The following is an 18,583-nucleotide window of genomic DNA, read 5'->3' as shown; positions in this document are numbered from 1 at the left end:
GATTTTAAAAAAAGCTGCTAATTTTTTATTACAGGCCGATACATATCCCATCGTCAGCGATACAAACCTTTCAAATAGTAGAGCGATAAATAATGCCTTTTTTTATTTTTTTCTTAAATAAAACGGTTGTTATTGGCTGGTAAAAAACCGGTGCTGCTTAATGAATGCCATGCATCTTTTTAATCAGCGATTTATTCAACCCAAACATAACAAGCCCGGCGGCTATCGGGATTACAGTAAAAATCATAAAGAAGGTGGAAATAGAATATTGCTGTGTGATGCTGTCTATCAGGCTTCCGGTAAGGCCTGCTAAAGTATTGGCAATAAAGGTGGCTACAAACCAAATTCCGAACATGAGGCCGAGAATCTTTACGGGCGAAAGTTTACTGATATAAGAAAGCCCCACCGGCGAAACACAAAGCTCGCCTAATGTGTGAAAAAGATAGGCAAGAATTAGCCACACCATGCTTACAGAAGCAGTTTGGGCGCCCTTTTCGATAGACAATCCGCCGAAGGCCAGGATGGCAAATCCGATACCAAGCAAAACGAGGCCCAGCCCGAATTTTACCGGGCCGGATGGATTAAACCGGCTTTCCCAGATTTTTGAAAATAAGGGCGCAAAAGTGATTATAAAAAATGAATTTAAAATGCCAAACCACGAGGCGGGCACTTCTGCTACCGGAGCAGTAAATTCCTTATTAAGCATCCAGAAAATTAATCCCCAAATGATGATGAAGCTTAAAGCGAGGAATGCATTTGACAATGCATATTTTTTAAAAGTTTTTTTGAAAAGATTGATTAAAACAATGGTGAGGATAATCATCGGCACTACTACCAGCAGCGCATTTACCCATTTAAAAATGGCGGCGCTTTCGCCCGATAAAACCCTATTTGTGTAGTCTTTTGCAAAAATGGTCATTGAGCCTCCGGCTTGTTCAAATGCCATCCAGAAAAAAATAGTGGAAATCGAAAAAACTACAATAACAAAAATCCTGTCGCGAATGATCTTTTTTGATAAATGGCTTTCTTCCACAATTTCCTCAGTAACCGGATTTGCATGAGGATCTATTGTAGCTAATTCTTCTTCTTTTTTGGGCGAAAGGCCAATGCTGCCAAATATTTTTTGTGCAAAAGCAAATTGCAGCATACCTAAAAACATAAATATTCCGGCTAAACCAAAACCGTAGCTCCAGCCCACTTTTTCACCAATGTATCCGCATAGCAAAATACCAAGGAATGCACCGGCATTCACGCCCATATAAAATATTGTATAAGCAGCATCTTTTTTGGAGCCTTCGTTGGTATACAACTGGCCTACAATGGATGAAATATTTGGCTTAAACAAACCATTTCCAAGAATTAAACAGGCAAGGCCTGTATAAAAAAAAGCGTGAGTTTCGGCAGCCATGCAGGCGTGCCCGGCGGTCATTATGATGGCACCGATGATCACGGCTTTTCTGTAACCTGTAAATTTATCTGCTATCCATCCGCCGATGATGGGTGTAAGATAAACCAGGCCTGTATATACTGCATAAAGCTGCAGCGCTTCTTTTCTTTCCCAGGCCCATCCGCCATCTATCAAAGATGTTACGAGAAACAAAACCAATAGCGCGCGCATTCCATAATAACTAAATCTTTCCCACATTTCGGTAAAGAATAGAATAAATAATGCCGGAGGATGCCCTGTGTTCTCGGTTGTTTTCTGCATAAGTAGCTATTAAGGTGTTTTTGATAAATTTTAAAGTTTTGTAGGAAGAGGTTGTAAAATAGTAATTAATTTTAAATACATCGTGCATTTTAGATAAATTGATGTTAAGAGTTTTCAGAAGGAACAGAAACGGTAAGTTTCATAACTTGCCAAACCTTTTTGCTCATCTAAAAATTAATTTGTTTTGAATATTCTAATTCTCGGATCAGGCGGCAGAGAACATGCTTATTGCTGGAAAATCAGCCAAAGTAAATTATGTGATAAATTATGGATTGCGCCAGGCAATGCCGGCTCTGCTGAATTGGGCCAAAATATAGAAATCGATATCAATGATTTCGGGGCGGTTAAAAAAATATGTCTTCAGCATAAAATTGATTTGGTAGTGGTAGGCCCTGAAGAGCCGTTGGTCAATGGCATTTTTGATTTTTTTTCGGAGGATGAAAAATTAAAAAGTATCATAATCACCGGGCCATCAAAAGAAGGGGCGAAACTGGAAGGAAGCAAAGCTTTTGCGAAAGCATTCATGAAAAAATACTCAATCCCCACAGCAAAATACAAGGAATTTGATATTACAAATTTTGATGAGGGAGTGGAATACATTCAGCACCATCCCTTGCCGGTAGTATTAAAAGCGGATGGCCTGGCTGCCGGAAAAGGCGTAATCATCTGCAATAATTATGTAGAAGCGCTAAGCGAATACGAGCTGATGATTCAAAAATCCAAATTCGGAAACGCTGGCAAAAAGGTGGTGGTAGAAGAATTTTTGGATGGAATTGAATTAAGTGTTTTTGTATTGACGGATGGGAAAAATTATGTAGTGCTGCCGGAGGCTAAAGATTATAAAAAAATAGGCGAGGGCGATGTAGGGCCAAATACAGGCGGTATGGGAGCCATAAGCCCCGTGCCTTTTGCTACAGATCATTTCATGAAAAAAATTGCCGACCAGGTTATTGAGCCAACCATTAAAGGATTGCAAAAGGAAGAAATTGATTACAAAGGCTTTATTTTTTTCGGTTTGATAAAAGTAGCTGAAGAGCCGGTGGTGATTGAATATAACTGCAGAATGGGCGACCCTGAAACGGAAGTTGTTTTAATTCGTTTAAAAAATGATTTGGTGGAATTATTAGTTGCCATGCATCAGCAAAAATTAGATGAACGAAAAATAGAAGTCGAAAAAAATGATGCAGTAACCATCGTCGCGGTCAGCGGCGGCTACCCGGGCGATTATGAAAAGGATAAGGAGATAGCATTCAATTATCTTGAAAACCCCGAAGCTATCAAACATATTAACGACGAAGGAATGGGCGCACAGGTTTTTCATGCAGGCACAAAAAAAGTGGGCGCCAAAACTGTTACCAACGGAGGAAGAGTGCTGGCGGTATCTGCAATGGCGGATGGGCTGGGCGATGCAATTGAACTTTCAAAAAGTATTCTGGATGAGATTTCATTTGAAGGAATGAACTACCGCGGCGATATTGGATATGAATTTGTAGATTGATTTTTAACTCTCCTCATTCTAAAAGATTATTTTCATTTATTTTAGCCGCTTCCCATCCAACAATGGCCGCCTTTCTTGCAGTTCCCCAATGATAGCCGCCAAATATTCCTGAAGATTGAATTACACGATGGCAGGGGATAAGCCATGCCACCGGGTTTGCGCCCACTGCTGTACCCACTGCACGGGGCGCTTTGGGCATTTTAATATCTCCGGCTATTTTGCCGTAGGTGGTTAGTTTACCAACAGGAATTTTTAATAATGCTTCCCATACTTTAAGCTGAAAGTCGCTGCCTTTGAGGTGAAGTTTTATGAGCGGTAAATTGTTCCAGTCTGCAGAAAAAATGCCTGCCGCCTTCCTCTGGATGTCGTCTGGTTTTTTTTGAAAAAGGGCATTAGGAAACCTCTTTTTCAATACCTGCACAGCGCTTGGTTCATCATCTGTAAAAGCAAGATGGCAAATTCCCTTATTAGTAGAGGCCACTATGGTTTTGCCAAAAGGGCTTTGAAAAAAATCATAATTGATGGATAAGTTTTCTCCGCCATTTTTATACTCGCCGGGTGTCATCCCTTCGATACCGATAAAAAGATCGTGCAGGCGGCTGCTTCCCGACAGCCCTGATTCAATAGAGGTATCAAAAAGTGTTTTTTTATTTTCAGAAAGTAAAGACTTGGCATATTGAACACTAATGTATTGAAGAAACTTTTTTGGGCTGGTGCCTGCCCACCTGGTAAACATTCTTTGAAAATGATGTGGGCTCAAAAAAACCTGTGCAGCTACCTGCTCCAGGGTGGGTTGAGATTTGAAATTGATTTTAATATAATCAATCGCTGAGACTATTCTTTCAAAATCAATTTTTTGCTGCTCTTCCATTTTAAATTCTTGTATTTCTTGAAGAGCAAAGATAAAAACGTGATAAAGTTTTTTGCACCCGAAATTTGCTATTTTTTTAAAAACATTAAAACAAAAATCTTTGAAATTTATTTACCCACTGGCAGGCTATTTTACTGTAGATCTGTAATACAGCGTACTACTATTATCATCGGAAAATATTTTTCGGCATTCTTCCAGGATTTCTTCCCTCGTTACTGCATGATATTTTTCCAGTTCAGTATTCATCAGGTTGGCATCGCCCAGCAATTCATAGTTGGCCAGGCTGTTTGCGCGGTTCATTAAGCTGATGTCTTCAAAAGCCAGCATGCTTTCCGTTTTGTTTTTTACTTTTTCTAATTCAACCACGCTTATCATTTCAGTTTTTATTTTTTCCAACTCTTCGAATACGGCGTCTTCGCCTGTTTCGGGTGAAATGCCTTTTACCAGCCTGCCGCTGATAGTCAGTAATCCGGGATCAATACTTCCCATGTGCGAACAATCGATGTCGCTAAAAAGCTGTTTTTCCTTCACGAGTTTTTGAAACAATCGGGATGAAGTGCCGCCACCCAAAATTTCAGTAATTATTTCTGCGACATAATAGCCATTATCAAGCCTGGCGCCCATGTGCCATGATTTGTATAACGCATCCAGCGGCACCGGCGCCGCCACTTCCATCATCCTTGATTTTTCCTGTTTAGGTTCCTGCCTGATATTGCGCACATATTTATCACCGGCAGGAATATCGCCGAAATATTTCTCTGCAAGTTTCTTCACCTGGTCTGTTGTAACATTGCCCGCTACGGTAAGTATTGCATTGGAAGGCGTATAGTGTTTGCGAAAAAAATCCTTCACTTCCTGCAAGGTAACCTGTTCAATATGGCTGATGTCTTTTCCAATTGTCATCCACTTATAAGGATGAACTTTATAGGAAAGGTCGCGCAGTTTATGCCATACATCACCATAAGGTTTATTAATGTAATGCTCTTTAAATTCTTCTATTACCACCTTTCGTTGCACTTCCAAAGAGTTGGGGCTAAAGGCAAGAGAAAACATCCGGTCGCTTTCCAGCCAAAATGCAGTTTCTATATTTTCTGCGGGCAGCTGGCAAAAATAGTTGGTAAGGTCGTTGGTCGTATAAGCATTATTTTCACCTCCGGCCATTTGCAGCGGTTCATCATAAGATTCAATGTGCATGCTTCCTCCAAACATCAGATGTTCAAACAAGTGAGCAAACCCCGTATGCGCTTCATCTTCATCACGCGCACCTACATCATACATTACATCTACCACGGCCATTGGGGTGCTTTTATCCTCATGAACTATCACCCGAAGCCCGTTATCTAATACAAATTTTTCAAAGTTTATCATAGCTGCAAAATTGCGGCAAACGAAAGCATTTGCCAAATAGATGATAAAAACAAAAAATACCCGGAAACCGATGGCCTCAAAATATAAATAAGCAATAAAGGCTCGTTTACTGCTTACTTTATTCTTCCGATTTTTAAGTGAATCATGAGTGGGCCTTTTTGTCTCATAATTAAAATTGAAGTTCTGTACCCCGTTTTTTGCAAGAGATTTTTATAAATTTCAAGATTTCCTGAAAAATTATTTTCGATTCCCATAATTGCATCTCCATTTTTCAGGCCGGCCTTTGCTGCAGGCGAGCCTTTTACAATATCATCAACATAAATTTGCCCATCGAGGCTATACATCGTCATGCCGGTATAGGAATAATCGAAATCATCGCGAAAATGAGTATTTGGGGTAAGGTGAATTTCTCTTTTCGGGTAATTAAGAATAAGGTTGAACCGTCTGAAAATGTCGTCCCCTACAAGGCCGGATCTTTGCGGGTAAGCAAGTACGTTATACTCATCCTCAAAAAGGTAAGTGGGCACTTTCCTGAATTTATAATTTCCCAATTGCAACTCTTTGATGAGCGTTAAATGCATTCTTTTTTTTCCGCCCATTCCCTGTACTTGGATTTCTACAGGCTTCCTTCGTCTTATTAATACAGAACTGTCTTCATTAAGCTGTGAGCTTATTAAGAAACATAAGCCCGCACCGGTATCAAAGAAAAATTTCTGCGTAAATTCTTTTGAGTCTTTAAATGTAACCGGAAAAATTGGTAAGCCCTGGAATTGAGGGTGAAGCAACAAGCCTTTGGCCGGATAAGAAATATATCCGGGCTTATAAACACTAATCTTCAGGCTGTCAAAATTTATTTTTACGATATATCTTGAAAAAAAACTATAGCCAATAATGCCGTCTATTTTTATTCCATACACACTTGTTAAAACATCATAATCATTAATATAAAAATCAAGACTATCTACTTTTAATCCCGGAAAATTTAAGGATTGATGGGGTGCGTAATCCACTTTACGAACGCCCGCGATGCCATAAATATATCTTCCTGAAGGAACATGTTTAATGTTGTAAGTGGCGGTGGTAGTTGAATCAAGTGAAATTCCGCCGCTGCCGGTATCAAGAATATAATTGAAAGAATCCGGTATATTATTGAACTGTGCTTTGATTAGCACCACTCCTCCATTTAATTGCCTGAAAGGAAATGAAGTAATGAACTGGGCTGGTTTTTCCCAATACATTTCCTGGGCTGCAGCAGAAATGCAGAATAAAAGTAAAGCCAAAAAGGTGAGCAGTCTCATACCGGATAAAATCTAAATTTAAGATTTATGCATGTATTTTTGTTCAACAAATTCATTATTTCTCCAAGAAGATAAGGATAAAAAATTACATGAAAACATCAGAGTTATTAAGAAAAGCCTTACGTTTTGAATCTCTTTCAGTTGAAGAAGGAAGCTTTCTGTTTAAAAACGCGTCTTTAGCTGATTTAATGGCCGTAGCCGATGAGCTGAGGCAAATCCAGGTGCCGCACGGAAAAGTAACCTGGATAATCGATAGAAATGTAAATACGACGAATGTTTGCATAGCCAATTGTAAGTTTTGCAATTTTTACCGGATTCCGGGGCATAAAGAAGCGTACGTTACCGACATCGAAACCTATAAAAGAAAAATTGAAGAAACCTTTAGATACGGAGGCGAGCAGTTGCTGTTGCAGGGCGGTCATCACCCGGATTTGGATTTGAACTATTATGTTTCGCTATTCAGGGAACTGAAAAAATTGTTTCCAAAACTAAAACTGCATGCGCTCGGGCCGCCGGAAGTGGCCCATATCACCAAAATTTCAAAATCAACACACCGCGAAGTGTTGCTGGCGCTTAAAAATGCTGGCCTTGACTCCATGCCTGGGCCGGGAGCGGAAATACTGACAGACAGGGTGAGGCGCCTGATAAGCAAAGGAAAATGTGGTTCGCAGGAATGGCTCGATATCATGCGTGAAGCCCATAAAATAGGGCTCACCACCTCAGCCACAATGATGTTTGGCCACGTGGAAACTATCGAAGAACGATTTGAACATTTGGTAAAGCTTCGCACCGTACAGGCAGAGAAACCAGAGGGCGCAGTCGGCTTTTTGAATTTTATCCCATGGACATTCCAGGATGTGGATACCTTGCTGGCAAGAATCAGGGGCGTACATAATCTTACCACGCCCGAGGAATACATCAGGATGATAGCCATGAGCCGAATCATGCTGCCCAATGTAAAGAATATACAGGCGAGCTGGCTTACAGTAGGCAAACAAATAGCTCAAATTTGTCTTCATGCCGGCGCAAATGATTTTGGTAGTATTATGATTGAAGAAAATGTAGTAAGCGCTGCCGGAGCGCCGCACCGCTTCACAGCTAATGGAATACAGGATGCAATTCGCGAAGCTGGCTTTGAACCTCAGCTTAGAAATCAGCAATACGAATTCAGAAAGATGCCGGAAGTAATGGAAGAACAGGTAATTGATTATTAATTTATCTTCGATTGTTCAATTAATTATCCGGTTTGAATCCTATTCTTTTTCTTGGTTCGTGCGGCGGGCTGAGTAATTGCTTCAACGCTTCAAAAATTAACCGGATATCATTATCGTGTGCAGTTAATTTCTTTTCTATTTTTTGCATCTGCATTAAAATATCTTTATTCGTTGACAACATTTCCCGCATTTTTACAAAAATTTCTATTACTCTGTACTTACGTTTAATGCCTGGTCACTTTTTAATACATTTGCCAGCATCAACACGCCATGTTCAGTAAAAGCATAAAGGCAGAGATCCTCCGAGATGCTGTTTTGATGGTATCGCATTTTGCGATACCATTATCTCAACTTCTTTGGCTGTGAGCCGAAACATAAAATTATAAGGGAAACGCTCAATGTTTCTTTTTACCTGCTCTCAATCGAATCGCTTGTACACCGTATAAATCCGCCAGGTCTCTATCTAACATTATTCTTTGCTTTCGTATATAGTAAATTTTATTCACTATTCATCAATTAAAGCGGTTTCTTTAACTGCTTTTCTCATGTTAGTTTTTTATTTAAAAATAAGGAATCCGATACGAACAGTTGAAGATGCTTTTAAAATAATATTTTTACACAATGGCGTTTCAAACTTTTACTCCCGAACAGTCGCTTCTAAAAATAAAACAATATTGCGCTTACCAGGAAAGATGTCATTCTGAGGTGAGAGATAAATTGTATTCTTTTGGCTTGCATCAAAATGAAGTGGATGAAATTATTTCAACCTTAATTACAGAAAACTATTTAAATGAAGAGCGCTTTGCTGTTCACTTTGCCGGTGGCAAATTCCGCATGAAACAATGGGGCAAAATTAAAATAAGGCAGGCCTTAAAAAACAAACAAGTGAGCGAGTATTGCAGCAGAAAAGCCTTAAAAGAAATTGATAACAACGAATACCGTCAAGCATTTTTCAAACTGGCAGAACAAAAACTGAAAACATTAAAAACTGAAAAGAATATTTTTATTAAAAAAAGAAAATTACAGGATTTTTTGCTGCAAAAAGGATATGAAAGAGAAATGATAACGGACGCGGTAAAAAATATGATTGCAAAACGCTAAACCGGGCAAGTAAACCAAAAATCAATTGGCAGAGTTACGGTTCGCTCGCTGATAAATCAATCCAAACAAATATGTCTTCGCTTACCATTACCCTTATTCAATCCAATATTTTCTGGGAAAATAAAAAGGCCAACCTTGACATGTTTGAGCAGAAAATTGAGCGAATAAAGGAGAAAACTGAAATGGTGATTCTTCCTGAAATGTTCAATACGGGCTTCAGCATGAAGCCGGAAATTTTATCGGAGACTATGAACGGAGAAACTGTAAGATGGATGAAAAGGGTTGCCTCTGAAAAAAAAATTATCCTTACAGGAAGTGTAATAATTCAGGATGCAGCCCCAAATCAGCAACAAAAAAAATATTATAACCGGCTAATATGGATGTTGCCAAACGGTGAAATTGGTATCTACGACAAAAGGCATTTGTTTGCCTTTGCAGACGAAAATGAACATTATTCCGCAGGCAGCAAAAAGCTGATTGCCTCTGTGAAAGGATGGAAAATTAATTTACAGGTTTGCTATGATTTGCGTTTTCCAGTATGGACACGCCAGGAGCCCCACGCCGCTGAAAACCAATATGACGTACTCATCAATGTGGCCAACTGGCCCGAAAAAAGAAACATAGCGTGGCAAACTTTATTACGCGCAAGAGCCATAGAAAACCAATGTTATGTAATCGGTGTAAACCGGGTAGGCGAAGATGCCAATAAGATTGCATACGATGGGGGCAGCACCATCATCGACCCGTTTGGAAAAATAATTTATGAGAAAAAAAACCAGGAAGACATCTTCACCTATACTTTGGAAAAAGACACCATTTCGCAATGCAGAACCCAATTTCCATTTTTAAAAGATGCTGATGATTTTATTATAAAAAAATAATTACAACAGTAAAAGGATAACACCGGAGATTTTTATTTTTACTGGAATTTGTTTTTCCATGAGATTACATAAGGCAAACTGGTTTCAGGTAATTTAAATTAAAAAAGCCGGCTATCATGGTTGATATCCGGCCTTTAGTATTATCGAAAGTAAACCTTAGGCTACCTTAAGCATGCTTAACTTGCTGATGCTGAATTTGCGTTCAGCATATTCCTTGCTGACTGTAAATGTTTTTACTTTTTGAGAAGGCAACTCATACATTGCATCGGTCAAAATGCTTTCACAAATGCTTCTTAATCCCCTTGCGCCTAATTTATATTCCATCGCTTTTTCCACCATAAAATCATATACCGCATCTTCAATTACCAGGTTAATTCCTTCAAGTGAAAATAGCTTTTTGTATTGTTTGATGAGCGAGTTTTTAGGTTCTGTCAGAATATTTCTTAAAGTAGTAGCGTCGAGCGGATTCAAATAGGTAACTACCGGCAGTCTTCCGAGTAATTCGGGTATAAGACCAAATGATTTTAAATCCTGCGCATTTACAAATTGCAGTAGATTTTTTCTTTGATATTCCTGTAGTTCCTTATTCACGCTAAAACCAATCGCGTTGGTATTAATTCTTCTTCCTATCAAACGGTCAACTCCGTCAAACGCACCGCCACAAATGAAAAGAATATTGCTGGTATTTATCTTTATTAATTTTTGCTCAGGATGTTTGCGACCTCCCTGCGGTGGAACAAGCACTTCAGTACCTTCCAATAATTTCAGTAAGCCCTGTTGAACCCCTTCGCCGCTAACGTCCCTTGTAATGCTGGGATTGTCGCTCTTGCGGGCAATTTTATCAATCTCATCAATATACACAATTCCTTTTTGTGCAGCATTCACATCAAAATTGCAAACCTGCAACAGGCGGCTTAAGATACTTTCCACATCTTCTCCTACATAGCCTGCTTCAGTAAAAACCGTTGCATCCACAATCGCAAAAGGAACATTTAAAATACGGGCTATCGTTTTTGCCAGCAGGGTTTTACCGGTTCCGGTTTCCCCCACCATAATGATGTTGCTTTTTTCAATTTCTACATCATTGTCAATTTTTTGATTGAGCCTTTTATAATGATTATAAACGGCGACAGAAAGAATTTTTTTAGCATCATCCTGGCCAATCACGTATTCGTCGAGGAATTTCTTAAGCTCCATAGGTTTTTTTACGGCAAGCTTATAGCTGGAATTGCTGGTGTTCTGGTCCTGCGGTGCTATTTCCTGCATAATAATTTCCTGTGCATGCTCGATACAATTTTCACAAATGTGCCCTTCCTGTCCCGCAATTAAAATTTTGACTTCATCACGGTTTCTTCCGCAAAATGAGCAATGTAAAGTCTGTTGTTTAGCCATATGGTTACAGATATTTATAAAGAAACGAAAGCTTCTTTAGTTTGTTTTAATATGACAGCAAAAACTGTCAAAATGATGCATTATAATTTTTTAATAATGCCATCCACTATGCCGTATTTTTTACTTTCTTCGGCATCCATCCAGTAATCTCGGTCAAAATCCTCCATTACCTTTTCATAAGTTTGTCCGCAATTTTCCGCTAATATTCTTGCCCCGATTTCTTTTGCCTTCTGAATTTGCACCGCTAATATTTCCAAATCGGCGCTTGTTCCCTGGCCTCCGCCGCTGGGCTGGTGTATCATTACTTCGCCATGGGGGAAAATAAAACGTTTGCCTTTTTGGCCTCCGCTCAGTAAGATGCTTCCCATGCTGGCCGCCATGCCCATACAAACCGTACTAACGGGTGAAGAAATCATTTGCATGGTATCATAAATCACCATTCCGCTGGTAATAACACCTCCCGGGCTATTGATATAAAAAGTAATTTCTTTGCCGGGGTCAATCGCATCAAGGTATAGAAGACGATTGGTGATTTCCCGTGCGCTTTTATCATGAACCTCTCCCCAGAGAAATATCTTCCGCTGTTCGATAAATTTTTTATCAAACATCATTCCACCCATCATTTTTTCAATTGGATTTTCTGCTGCAGGAGTTTCAGGTTCTTCTTCCTGGTCGAAACGTATTAAATTATTTTTATAGAAATTCATATCTAAATCTTTTTTGTCAAATTATTTTTTTTCTTTTCTTGCATTGGTCACTAACACTTCATCTACCAAGCCGTAATCTTTTGCTTCGCTGGCCGTCATCCAGAAGTCGCGGTTACTATCCTTGGCCACTTTCTCTAAAGTTTGTCCGGTATGATTGCTCAGAATTTCGTAGAGTTCCTGTTTGATTTTTCTGACTTCGTTAACGGTGATTGCCACATCTGAGGCCTGGCCTGCCGCTCCGGCACTAGGCTGGTGCATCATAATGCGTGAATGCTTTAAAGCGCTTCTTTTTCCGGGAGCTCCTGCCGCCATCAATACGGCTGCCATACTTGCGGCGATTCCTGTACAAATAGTAGCCACGTCGGGATTTACAAACTGCATTGTATCGTACAAGCCTAAGCCTGCGTAAACGCCGCCTCCGGGTGAATTAATGTAAAGCTGAACGTCGCGGTTTCTGTCGGTACTTTCCAAAAATAACAATTGTGCGGTAATAATATTAGCCACCTCATCATTTACGGGGTAACCTAAAAAAATAATCCTGTCCATCATCAAACGGCTGTAAACGTCCATAACTGCTACGTTCATAGGCCGCTCTTCAATGATATTCGGGGTTAAATTTGTTATATTATGTTTGATATAGCCGTCCAGTGTATTGCTGCTAATGCCCAGATGCTTCACAGCATATTTTTCAAATTCTTTTCCTGTATTCATAAACAAAATTTAATGTAATTACAATTTACAGCCGTTGAAGTTCCAAATTTTATGCTAACAAAAAAAATAAGACAAAAGGACAGAGAAAATGTAGGATATCTGATGGGAGGCTGCCTGATAAATAAGATTAGTCCATCTTTTTAAAACAACAGGAAGAAACAAAAAATAAGATTTTTTAGAGATTATTCTAAACAGAGCACAGCAAAGCAACAAAAAAGAAAGATTTATTTTTCACTAAACCATTCTAAACCATTCTAAACCATCTAAACTCCTCAACAACTCAACCCTCTTTAATGGTGATGATGATGTTCCTGCATTTTCAAAAATTCTTCAGAAGAAATTTCCTTTTCCTCTGGTGTAACCTGCGATTCCAGCCAATTGAATAATTTTTCAGTAATAATTCTCCTGTACGATGCATCCAGTTGCTTTTCATCTTTCATCATCCTGTCTACGTAGCTGTCCAGCCATGCCGTATCTTCTCCCAGGTTCATTTGGCCAAAGTAGCGGGAAATTTCTTCCTTCATACTGTTGCGCAATTCTTCGGGCGATACCTCAAGCTTATTATCCTTAATAATTTTATCGCTTATAAGAGTCCACTTTAACTGGTCAACAAACTTTGGATATTCTTCTTCTACCTGTTCTTTACTTTTTAATTTTTCGCCGCCTACTTCTAACCAGCGCTTTAAAAAGGTTTCAGGAAATTCAACGGGAGCCTCTATTAAGGTGTGATATAATTGGTCCTGGAGCTGATTGTGGCCGGCTGCATCCCATTGTTTTTGAATTTCTTCTTCAATATTTTTACGGAAATCTTCTTCAGTTTTTATTTCTTTCCCAGGAAATACCAGGTTAAAAAATTCTTCATTCAATTCCTTTTTTTCTACCAGGCCGATTTTGGTGATAGACATTTTAAAATATTTATCAATGGCGGAATTATCTTCTTTGTCAAGGCCAAGGTCAGATAAAATCCATTCTCTTTCCTTGTCAGGAAACGCATCTTTTAACTGGAGAACAATGGAATCGTCCACTTTTTTGTCCTGCAGTTTTTGCTGGTAATCTTCAGAAAAATATTTTAATAAAATAGAATTGTCTTTTGAAATCACGCCTTCTGCCACATTTCCTTCACTATCGCTTTCTTCAAATAAAACATTCAAGACATTTTCGGGGGAAGAAACTGTTTCAGCATCTTTGAGGTCCCCGTTTTTTGTGACAAGTTTTTCAATTTCTTCGTTCACCATTTCGGGTGTCACTTTCACTTTGTAGAAAACCGGCTTTGCTGTAGAAAGCGCGTCCAGGCTGATTGCAGGCTTAAGCCCTATCTCAAACGGGAAATCGTACTCTTCCGGCTTGTTCATATCTAATTTACGCAGGTCGCTTGCCATGGGTAAAGGCTGCGCAAACATTTCAGGCCTTTCTTTTACAAGATAATCCTGCAGTTCTTTTTCCACAGTTTTTACCACTTCATCAGAATATATAGAAGCGCCGTACATTTTTTTAATCATGCCGGCGGGCACCATTCCCTTTCTGAAGCCGGGGATGTTGGCTTTTTTGCTATAATCTTTTATTGCCTTTTCAAACGCGGGAAGATAATCCTCTTTTGAAAGTTTCACTGTCAGCTTATCGTGAAGATTACCGATATTTTCTTTTGTAACACTTGCCATGGCTCTAAATTTAAAAAAACCGTTCAACACGGTTTATGCTTTTCTTTTTCAGAAAATTAGTTGAAGAAAGTGCGCATGGAGGGACTCGAACCCCCACACCTTGCGGCATCAGATCCTAAGTCTGACGTGTCTACCAATTTCACCACATGCGCTTTAAGGGCGGCAAAAGTAATGGTTTTTTTTAAAATATCATCTTAAGCGGTTTGTAAAAAACAAAAAATCAGATTAATATTAATTTACTCAAAAAGTACTGCCAGAAAAGGCTGGTGTTTTAATGAGAGCTACGTGTCTTTCATTGTATCATTTTAATTGTAAATTTGAAAAAAATAATTCATGGAAACCGAGTTATTAAAAAGGATTACAGTCAACCCGGGAATATTTAATGGCAAGCCGATTATCAGGGGAATGAGGTTTACTGTTGCTGATGTATTAGGGTATCTTGCGGCCGGAATGACGCAGGAAGAAATCTTAGCTGATTTTCCTTATCTCGAAAAGGAAGATATAACGGCAGCCTTAACTTACGCACAAACAAAAGTGGATCATCCAATCATTTCAGTTCAATTAGATGCAATCAAATAATCTTGAATTCTGGATTGATGTAAATCTTCCACCTGCAATGGCTATTTGGATTCAGGATGATTTTGGTTGTTCTGCCAAATCCTTCAAAGATCTAAAATTTGAAAATGAACAAGATATAGTAGTATTTACGAAAGCCGCAAAAAAATTAAATACTATCGTTATTACCACAAAAGATATCGATTTCAAAATTCTCGCTGAAGAAAGGAGAATTCATCCCAGGATTTTATATTTGAACGTCGGAAATATTTCCAATAAAATACTCAAAAGAAATAATTTATAAATCACTTAAAGATGTTATAAAAACATTTTTAGAAACTGATAATTTTTTTATCGAAATCAAAAAACAACAATGAGCCAATTTTCAGAACACAATTTCAAAAATGAAAAAGCCCTCGTACGGGTTGATTTTAATGTACCGCTTGATAAGGATTTTTCTATCACAGACGATACCAGGATGCGCGCGGCTGTGCCTACAATACAAAAAATCCTCAAAGATGGAGGAAGTGTGATATTAATGTCGCACCTCGGAAGGCCCAAAAATGGCCCTGAAGATAAGTTTTCGCTGAAGCATTTGTTACCACACCTGAAAAAATTGTTGGGCGGAGTAAATGTTTTATTTGCAGATGATTGTATTGGCAATCAGGCTGTAGAAAAATCAAAAAGCCTGCAACCGGGCGAGGTATTGCTGTTAGAAAATCTTCGTTTCTATAAAGAGGAAGAAAAAGGAGATGAAGAATTTGCCAAAAAACTTGCTTCACTGGGGGAGGTATATGTCAATGATGCTTTTGGAACCGCTCACCGTGCTCATGCTTCTACTGCGGTAATCGCGCAATTTTTTCCAAAAGACAAGAGAATGTTTGGCCTGCTGATGAACGCTGAAGTTTCCAATGCCGAGAAGATTTTAAACGATTCAGAAAAGCCGTTCCTGGCCATCATCGGCGGGGCAAAGGTTTCTGATAAAATTCTTATAATTGAAAATTTGCTGGACAGGGCCACTGATATTATTATTGGCGGAGGAATGGCCTATACTTTTTTTAAGGCAATGGGTGGCAAGATAGGAAGTTCGCTGTGTGAAGATGACAGGCTGGATAAGGCAAATGAATTATTACAAAAAGCCAAAGAGAAAAATGTTTCTATCCATCTGCCGGCTGATTCCATTATTGCCGATAAATTTGCCGAAGATGCTATGGTATCGGGATCGTTGAGCAATGATATACCTGAGGGATGGATGGGGCTTGACATAGGCGAGATGGCCTGCGAAACTTTTTCAAAAGTGATTCTTAATTCTAAAACGATTTTATGGAACGGGCCCATGGGTGTATTTGAAATGAAAAAATTTCAGCATGGCACAAAATGTATTGCCCAAGCTGTGGCAGAAGCTACCGCAGACGGCGCTTTCAGTCTTATTGGCGGCGGCGATAGCGTTGCAGCCGTAAATGAATTTGGACTTGCAGACAAAGTGAGCTATGTGTCCACCGGCGGCGGCGCTTTGCTTGAATACTTTGAAGGCAAAGAGTTACCTGGCATTAAGGCCATTAAGGGATAATGGGACCAGGTTTGCAGTAAATCAATAAATAATACCTTTTTCTATTTTTTATTTATCGTTTAGTTAATAAATATTTCATTTAATATTGAATGGTATATCTTTAAATGTACATTTAAAAAAAACTAAAATATATGAAGTCGAAAACTACGCTGTTTGTCATATTGGCAATCGTTGTAATCTTATTATTTTGGGGCTGTGGAAGCTATAATGGTTTGGTAACTGCCAACCAGGAAGTACTTACCAAATGGAGCAACGTGGAAACCAACTATCAAAGAAGAACTGACCTTTACAATAGTGTTATAAAAGTGGTGCAAGGGTCAGCCAATTTTGAAAAAAGCACTTTAACGCAGGTAATCGAAGCGCGTTCAAAAGCCACCTCTATTAAAGTAGATGTAAACGATCCTAAATCATTGGAAGCGTTTCAAAATGCGCAGGCTGGCTTACAAAGCTCTTTTGGCCGATTGCTCGCCGTTGCAGAAAATTATCCTGACCTGAAAACCACGGCACAGTTCCAGGGATTTCAGACCCAAATTGAAGGAACCGAAAACAGGATAAATGTGGCACGCCAGGATTATAACGCATCGGTTCAATCGTATAATCTAAAAGTAAAGCGGTTCCCGGGCAATATTTTTGCCGGCATATTCGGGTTCCATGAAAAAGCATTTTACAAGGCAGATGCGGGAAGCGAAAAAGCGCCCGATATTAATTTTGACATTAAATAAATTGTAAGTCTACATGTGGCGATTTTCAAGAAAAAAACCCTTCTTCACGGAAGAGCAAAATGAAAAAATTGTGAACGCTATCAGGAATGCTGAAATGCAAACAAGTGGCGAAGTGAGGATTTTTGTTGAAAATCGCTGCAAATATGTAGATGCACTGGATCGGGCAAAACAACTATTTGATAATTTGGAAATGGGGAAAACCCAACTAAGAAATGGAGTACTTTTTTACATCGCGATAAAAGACAGGCAGCTTGCCATTTATGCAGATAAAGGAATTCACGAAGCTGCCGGGCCTGATTATTGGAAAAATTCAGTAAAAGACATTCTTTCTGTTTTTAGCAAAGAAAACATAACCGAGGGCATCATAGCTTCCCTATCCAAAATAGGGCAGGCGCTACAAACCTACTTTCCTTATGAAAAGGAAATCGATAAAAATGAGCTTCCCGACGAAATTATTTTTGGCAAATAACGCATCTGTAACTTCCCATTCATGAAAAAATTATTTTTACTGCTTTTTATTATCATAGGATTTCAACCGGTTTTTTCACAAAAAATTGAGCCAAAGCCCAATCCTCCAAGAGCAGTAAATGATTTTGCCCACCTGCTGGAACCTTTCCAGGCACAGGCTCTGGAGCAAAAGCTAGATGCGTACAACGATTCTACTTCGTCGGCGATTGTAATTATTACTGTGCCAGACCTGAATGGTTACGATATTGCCGAGGTTTCACTAAAATATTTAAGGGATTGGGGAATAGGCGTGAAAGGGAAAAATAATGGAGTAGTGGTCATGGTTTCAAAAGCAGACCATAAAGCGAGGATTGAAACGGGGTATGGGATGGAAGGTGTTTTACCTGATATTCTTGCGAAACAAATCATCGATGAAAGGATGATTCCCTTTTTTAAAAACGGAGACTATTATGCCGGCCTGAATAATGCTGTTGACGCTATTAGCCAGGCTGCTGCCGGCGAATACAAAGCAGACCCCAATGCAAAAAAAGGAAATGGTTCTTTGATTGGGAAAATTATTCCTTTAGCAATTATTTTCATTATTATTCTCTTTGTTTTTTCAGGCCGCGGGGGCGGCGGAGGCGGTTCTTATATGAGCAGGAGGGGTTCAAGAAGTTTTCTCGGAAATGCTTTGCCATGGTTTTTATTGGGCAATATGCTGGGAGGTGGTAACCGTGGCGGTGGCGGCTTTGGCGGCGGAGGATTTGGAGGTGGTGGCTTCGGTGGAGGCGGCTTTGGTGGCTTTGGTGGTGGAAGTGGCGGTGGCGGCGGCGCCAGCGGCGGATGGTAATTATCCGGAAAAATTATTCTACCAAATTTTTA

At 39.3% G+C, this 18,583-nt stretch carries 19 protein-coding genes, 1 tRNA gene and 1 pseudogene; 10 read left to right on the top strand and 11 right to left on the bottom strand.

Features of this window, described 5'->3' with window-relative positions; genetic code table 11:
- Positions 1-157: 157 nt before the first annotated feature.
- A complete protein-coding gene (locus EFY79_RS05020; protein WP_123119583.1) occupies positions 158-1,708 on the bottom strand; it encodes a peptide MFS transporter in 1,551 nt (516 codons plus the stop codon).
- Between the two features lie 184 nt (positions 1,709-1,892).
- Here EFY79_RS05020 and purD point away from each other — a divergent pair, with 184 nt between their 5' ends.
- Positions 1,893-3,206 (top strand): phosphoribosylamine--glycine ligase, encoded by a 1,314-nt coding sequence (gene purD / locus EFY79_RS05015; protein WP_123119582.1) that lies wholly within the window; start codon positions 1,893-1,895, stop codon positions 3,204-3,206.
- Between the two features lie 13 nt (positions 3,207-3,219).
- On the opposite strand, the gene EFY79_RS05010 is transcribed toward purD, so the two are convergent.
- The 3 genes from EFY79_RS05010 to EFY79_RS05000 form a co-directional block, all read right to left on the bottom strand.
- Positions 3,220-4,077, bottom strand: coding sequence for a bifunctional helix-turn-helix domain-containing protein/methylated-DNA--[protein]-cysteine S-methyltransferase (locus EFY79_RS05010; protein ID WP_123119581.1), 858 nt, complete (start codon positions 4,075-4,077; stop codon positions 3,220-3,222).
- 126 nt (positions 4,078-4,203) lie between these two features.
- Positions 4,204-5,445 (bottom strand): M16 family metallopeptidase, encoded by a 1,242-nt coding sequence (locus tag EFY79_RS05005; RefSeq protein WP_123119772.1) that lies wholly within the window; start codon positions 5,443-5,445, stop codon positions 4,204-4,206.
- A gap of 113 nt (positions 5,446-5,558) precedes the next feature.
- Positions 5,559-6,743: an aspartyl protease family protein gene (locus EFY79_RS05000; RefSeq protein ID WP_123119580.1), complete on the bottom strand. Its 1,185-nt coding sequence runs from the start codon at positions 6,741-6,743 to the stop codon at positions 5,559-5,561.
- 89 nt (positions 6,744-6,832) lie between these two features.
- Between EFY79_RS05000 and mqnC the strand changes: the two genes are divergently transcribed.
- The gene (gene mqnC / locus EFY79_RS04995) at positions 6,833-7,957 is read left to right on the top strand and encodes a cyclic dehypoxanthinyl futalosine synthase (protein WP_123119579.1); all 1,125 of its coding nucleotides are present in this window, start codon (positions 6,833-6,835) and stop codon (positions 7,955-7,957) included.
- 19 nt (positions 7,958-7,976) lie between these two features.
- On the opposite strand, the gene EFY79_RS21555 is transcribed toward mqnC, so the two are convergent.
- A complete protein-coding gene (locus EFY79_RS21555; RefSeq protein WP_199727440.1) occupies positions 7,977-8,138 on the bottom strand; it encodes a hypothetical protein in 162 nt (53 codons plus the stop codon).
- 93 nt (positions 8,139-8,231) lie between these two features.
- Positions 8,232-8,463: pseudogene (locus tag EFY79_RS21985) on the bottom strand (ORF6N domain-containing protein).
- Between the two features lie 115 nt (positions 8,464-8,578).
- Here EFY79_RS21985 and EFY79_RS04985 point away from each other — a divergent pair.
- Together EFY79_RS04985 and EFY79_RS04980 are read left to right on the top strand one after the other, a co-directional pair.
- On the top strand, positions 8,579-9,058 hold the full coding sequence (locus EFY79_RS04985) for a regulatory protein RecX (protein WP_123119578.1): 480 nt from the start codon (positions 8,579-8,581) through the stop codon (positions 9,056-9,058).
- Positions 9,059-9,129: 71 nt separating this feature from the next.
- A complete protein-coding gene (locus EFY79_RS04980; protein ID WP_123119577.1) occupies positions 9,130-9,939 on the top strand; it encodes an amidohydrolase in 810 nt (269 codons plus the stop codon).
- Positions 9,940-10,095: 156 nt separating this feature from the next.
- Here the strand turns inward: EFY79_RS04980 and clpX are convergent, their stop codons facing one another.
- From clpX to EFY79_RS04955, 5 genes are all read right to left on the bottom strand, one after another.
- A complete protein-coding gene (gene clpX, locus EFY79_RS04975) occupies positions 10,096-11,331 on the bottom strand; it encodes an ATP-dependent Clp protease ATP-binding subunit ClpX (protein WP_123119576.1) in 1,236 nt (411 codons plus the stop codon).
- A gap of 80 nt (positions 11,332-11,411) precedes the next feature.
- Positions 11,412-12,038: a ClpP family protease gene (locus EFY79_RS04970; RefSeq protein WP_123119575.1), complete on the bottom strand. Its 627-nt coding sequence runs from the start codon at positions 12,036-12,038 to the stop codon at positions 11,412-11,414.
- Positions 12,039-12,059: 21 nt separating this feature from the next.
- A complete protein-coding gene (locus EFY79_RS04965) occupies positions 12,060-12,749 on the bottom strand; it encodes a ClpP family protease (protein WP_123119574.1) in 690 nt (229 codons plus the stop codon).
- 290 nt (positions 12,750-13,039) lie between these two features.
- Positions 13,040-14,407 (bottom strand): trigger factor, encoded by a 1,368-nt coding sequence (gene tig / locus EFY79_RS04960; RefSeq protein WP_123119573.1) that lies wholly within the window; start codon positions 14,405-14,407, stop codon positions 13,040-13,042.
- A gap of 70 nt (positions 14,408-14,477) precedes the next feature.
- Positions 14,478-14,559: transfer RNA gene (locus EFY79_RS04955), tRNA-Leu, on the bottom strand.
- 181 nt (positions 14,560-14,740) lie between these two features.
- Between EFY79_RS04955 and EFY79_RS04950 the strand changes: the two genes are divergently transcribed.
- From EFY79_RS04950 to EFY79_RS04925, 6 genes are all read left to right on the top strand, one after another.
- Positions 14,741-14,986: a DUF433 domain-containing protein gene (locus EFY79_RS04950; protein WP_123119572.1), complete on the top strand. Its 246-nt coding sequence runs from the start codon at positions 14,741-14,743 to the stop codon at positions 14,984-14,986.
- On the top strand, positions 14,973-15,266 hold the full coding sequence (locus EFY79_RS04945; RefSeq protein ID WP_123119571.1) for a DUF5615 family PIN-like protein: 294 nt from the start codon (positions 14,973-14,975) through the stop codon (positions 15,264-15,266). Before EFY79_RS04950 ends, EFY79_RS04945 begins: the two co-directional genes overlap by 14 nt.
- Positions 15,267-15,335: 69 nt before the next feature.
- Positions 15,336-16,532, top strand: coding sequence for a phosphoglycerate kinase (locus EFY79_RS04940; RefSeq protein ID WP_123119570.1), 1,197 nt, complete (start codon positions 15,336-15,338; stop codon positions 16,530-16,532).
- A gap of 131 nt (positions 16,533-16,663) precedes the next feature.
- A complete protein-coding gene (locus EFY79_RS04935) occupies positions 16,664-17,254 on the top strand; it encodes a LemA family protein (RefSeq protein WP_123119569.1) in 591 nt (196 codons plus the stop codon).
- Positions 17,255-17,267: 13 nt separating this feature from the next.
- Entirely contained in the window at positions 17,268-17,723 is a 456-nt protein-coding gene (locus EFY79_RS04930) for a TPM domain-containing protein (RefSeq protein ID WP_123119568.1), read from the top strand.
- Between the two features lie 21 nt (positions 17,724-17,744).
- A complete protein-coding gene (locus tag EFY79_RS04925; RefSeq protein WP_123119567.1) occupies positions 17,745-18,551 on the top strand; it encodes a TPM domain-containing protein in 807 nt (268 codons plus the stop codon).
- Positions 18,552-18,583: the final 32 nt, after the last annotated feature.

The organism is Hanamia caeni, assembly GCF_003721595.1.
GTDB classification, from domain to species: Bacteria; Bacteroidota; Bacteroidia; order Chitinophagales; family Chitinophagaceae; genus Ginsengibacter; species Ginsengibacter caeni.
Note: the sequence above shows the minus strand (reverse complement) of the source record. Positions and strands in the feature narration are given on the sequence as shown.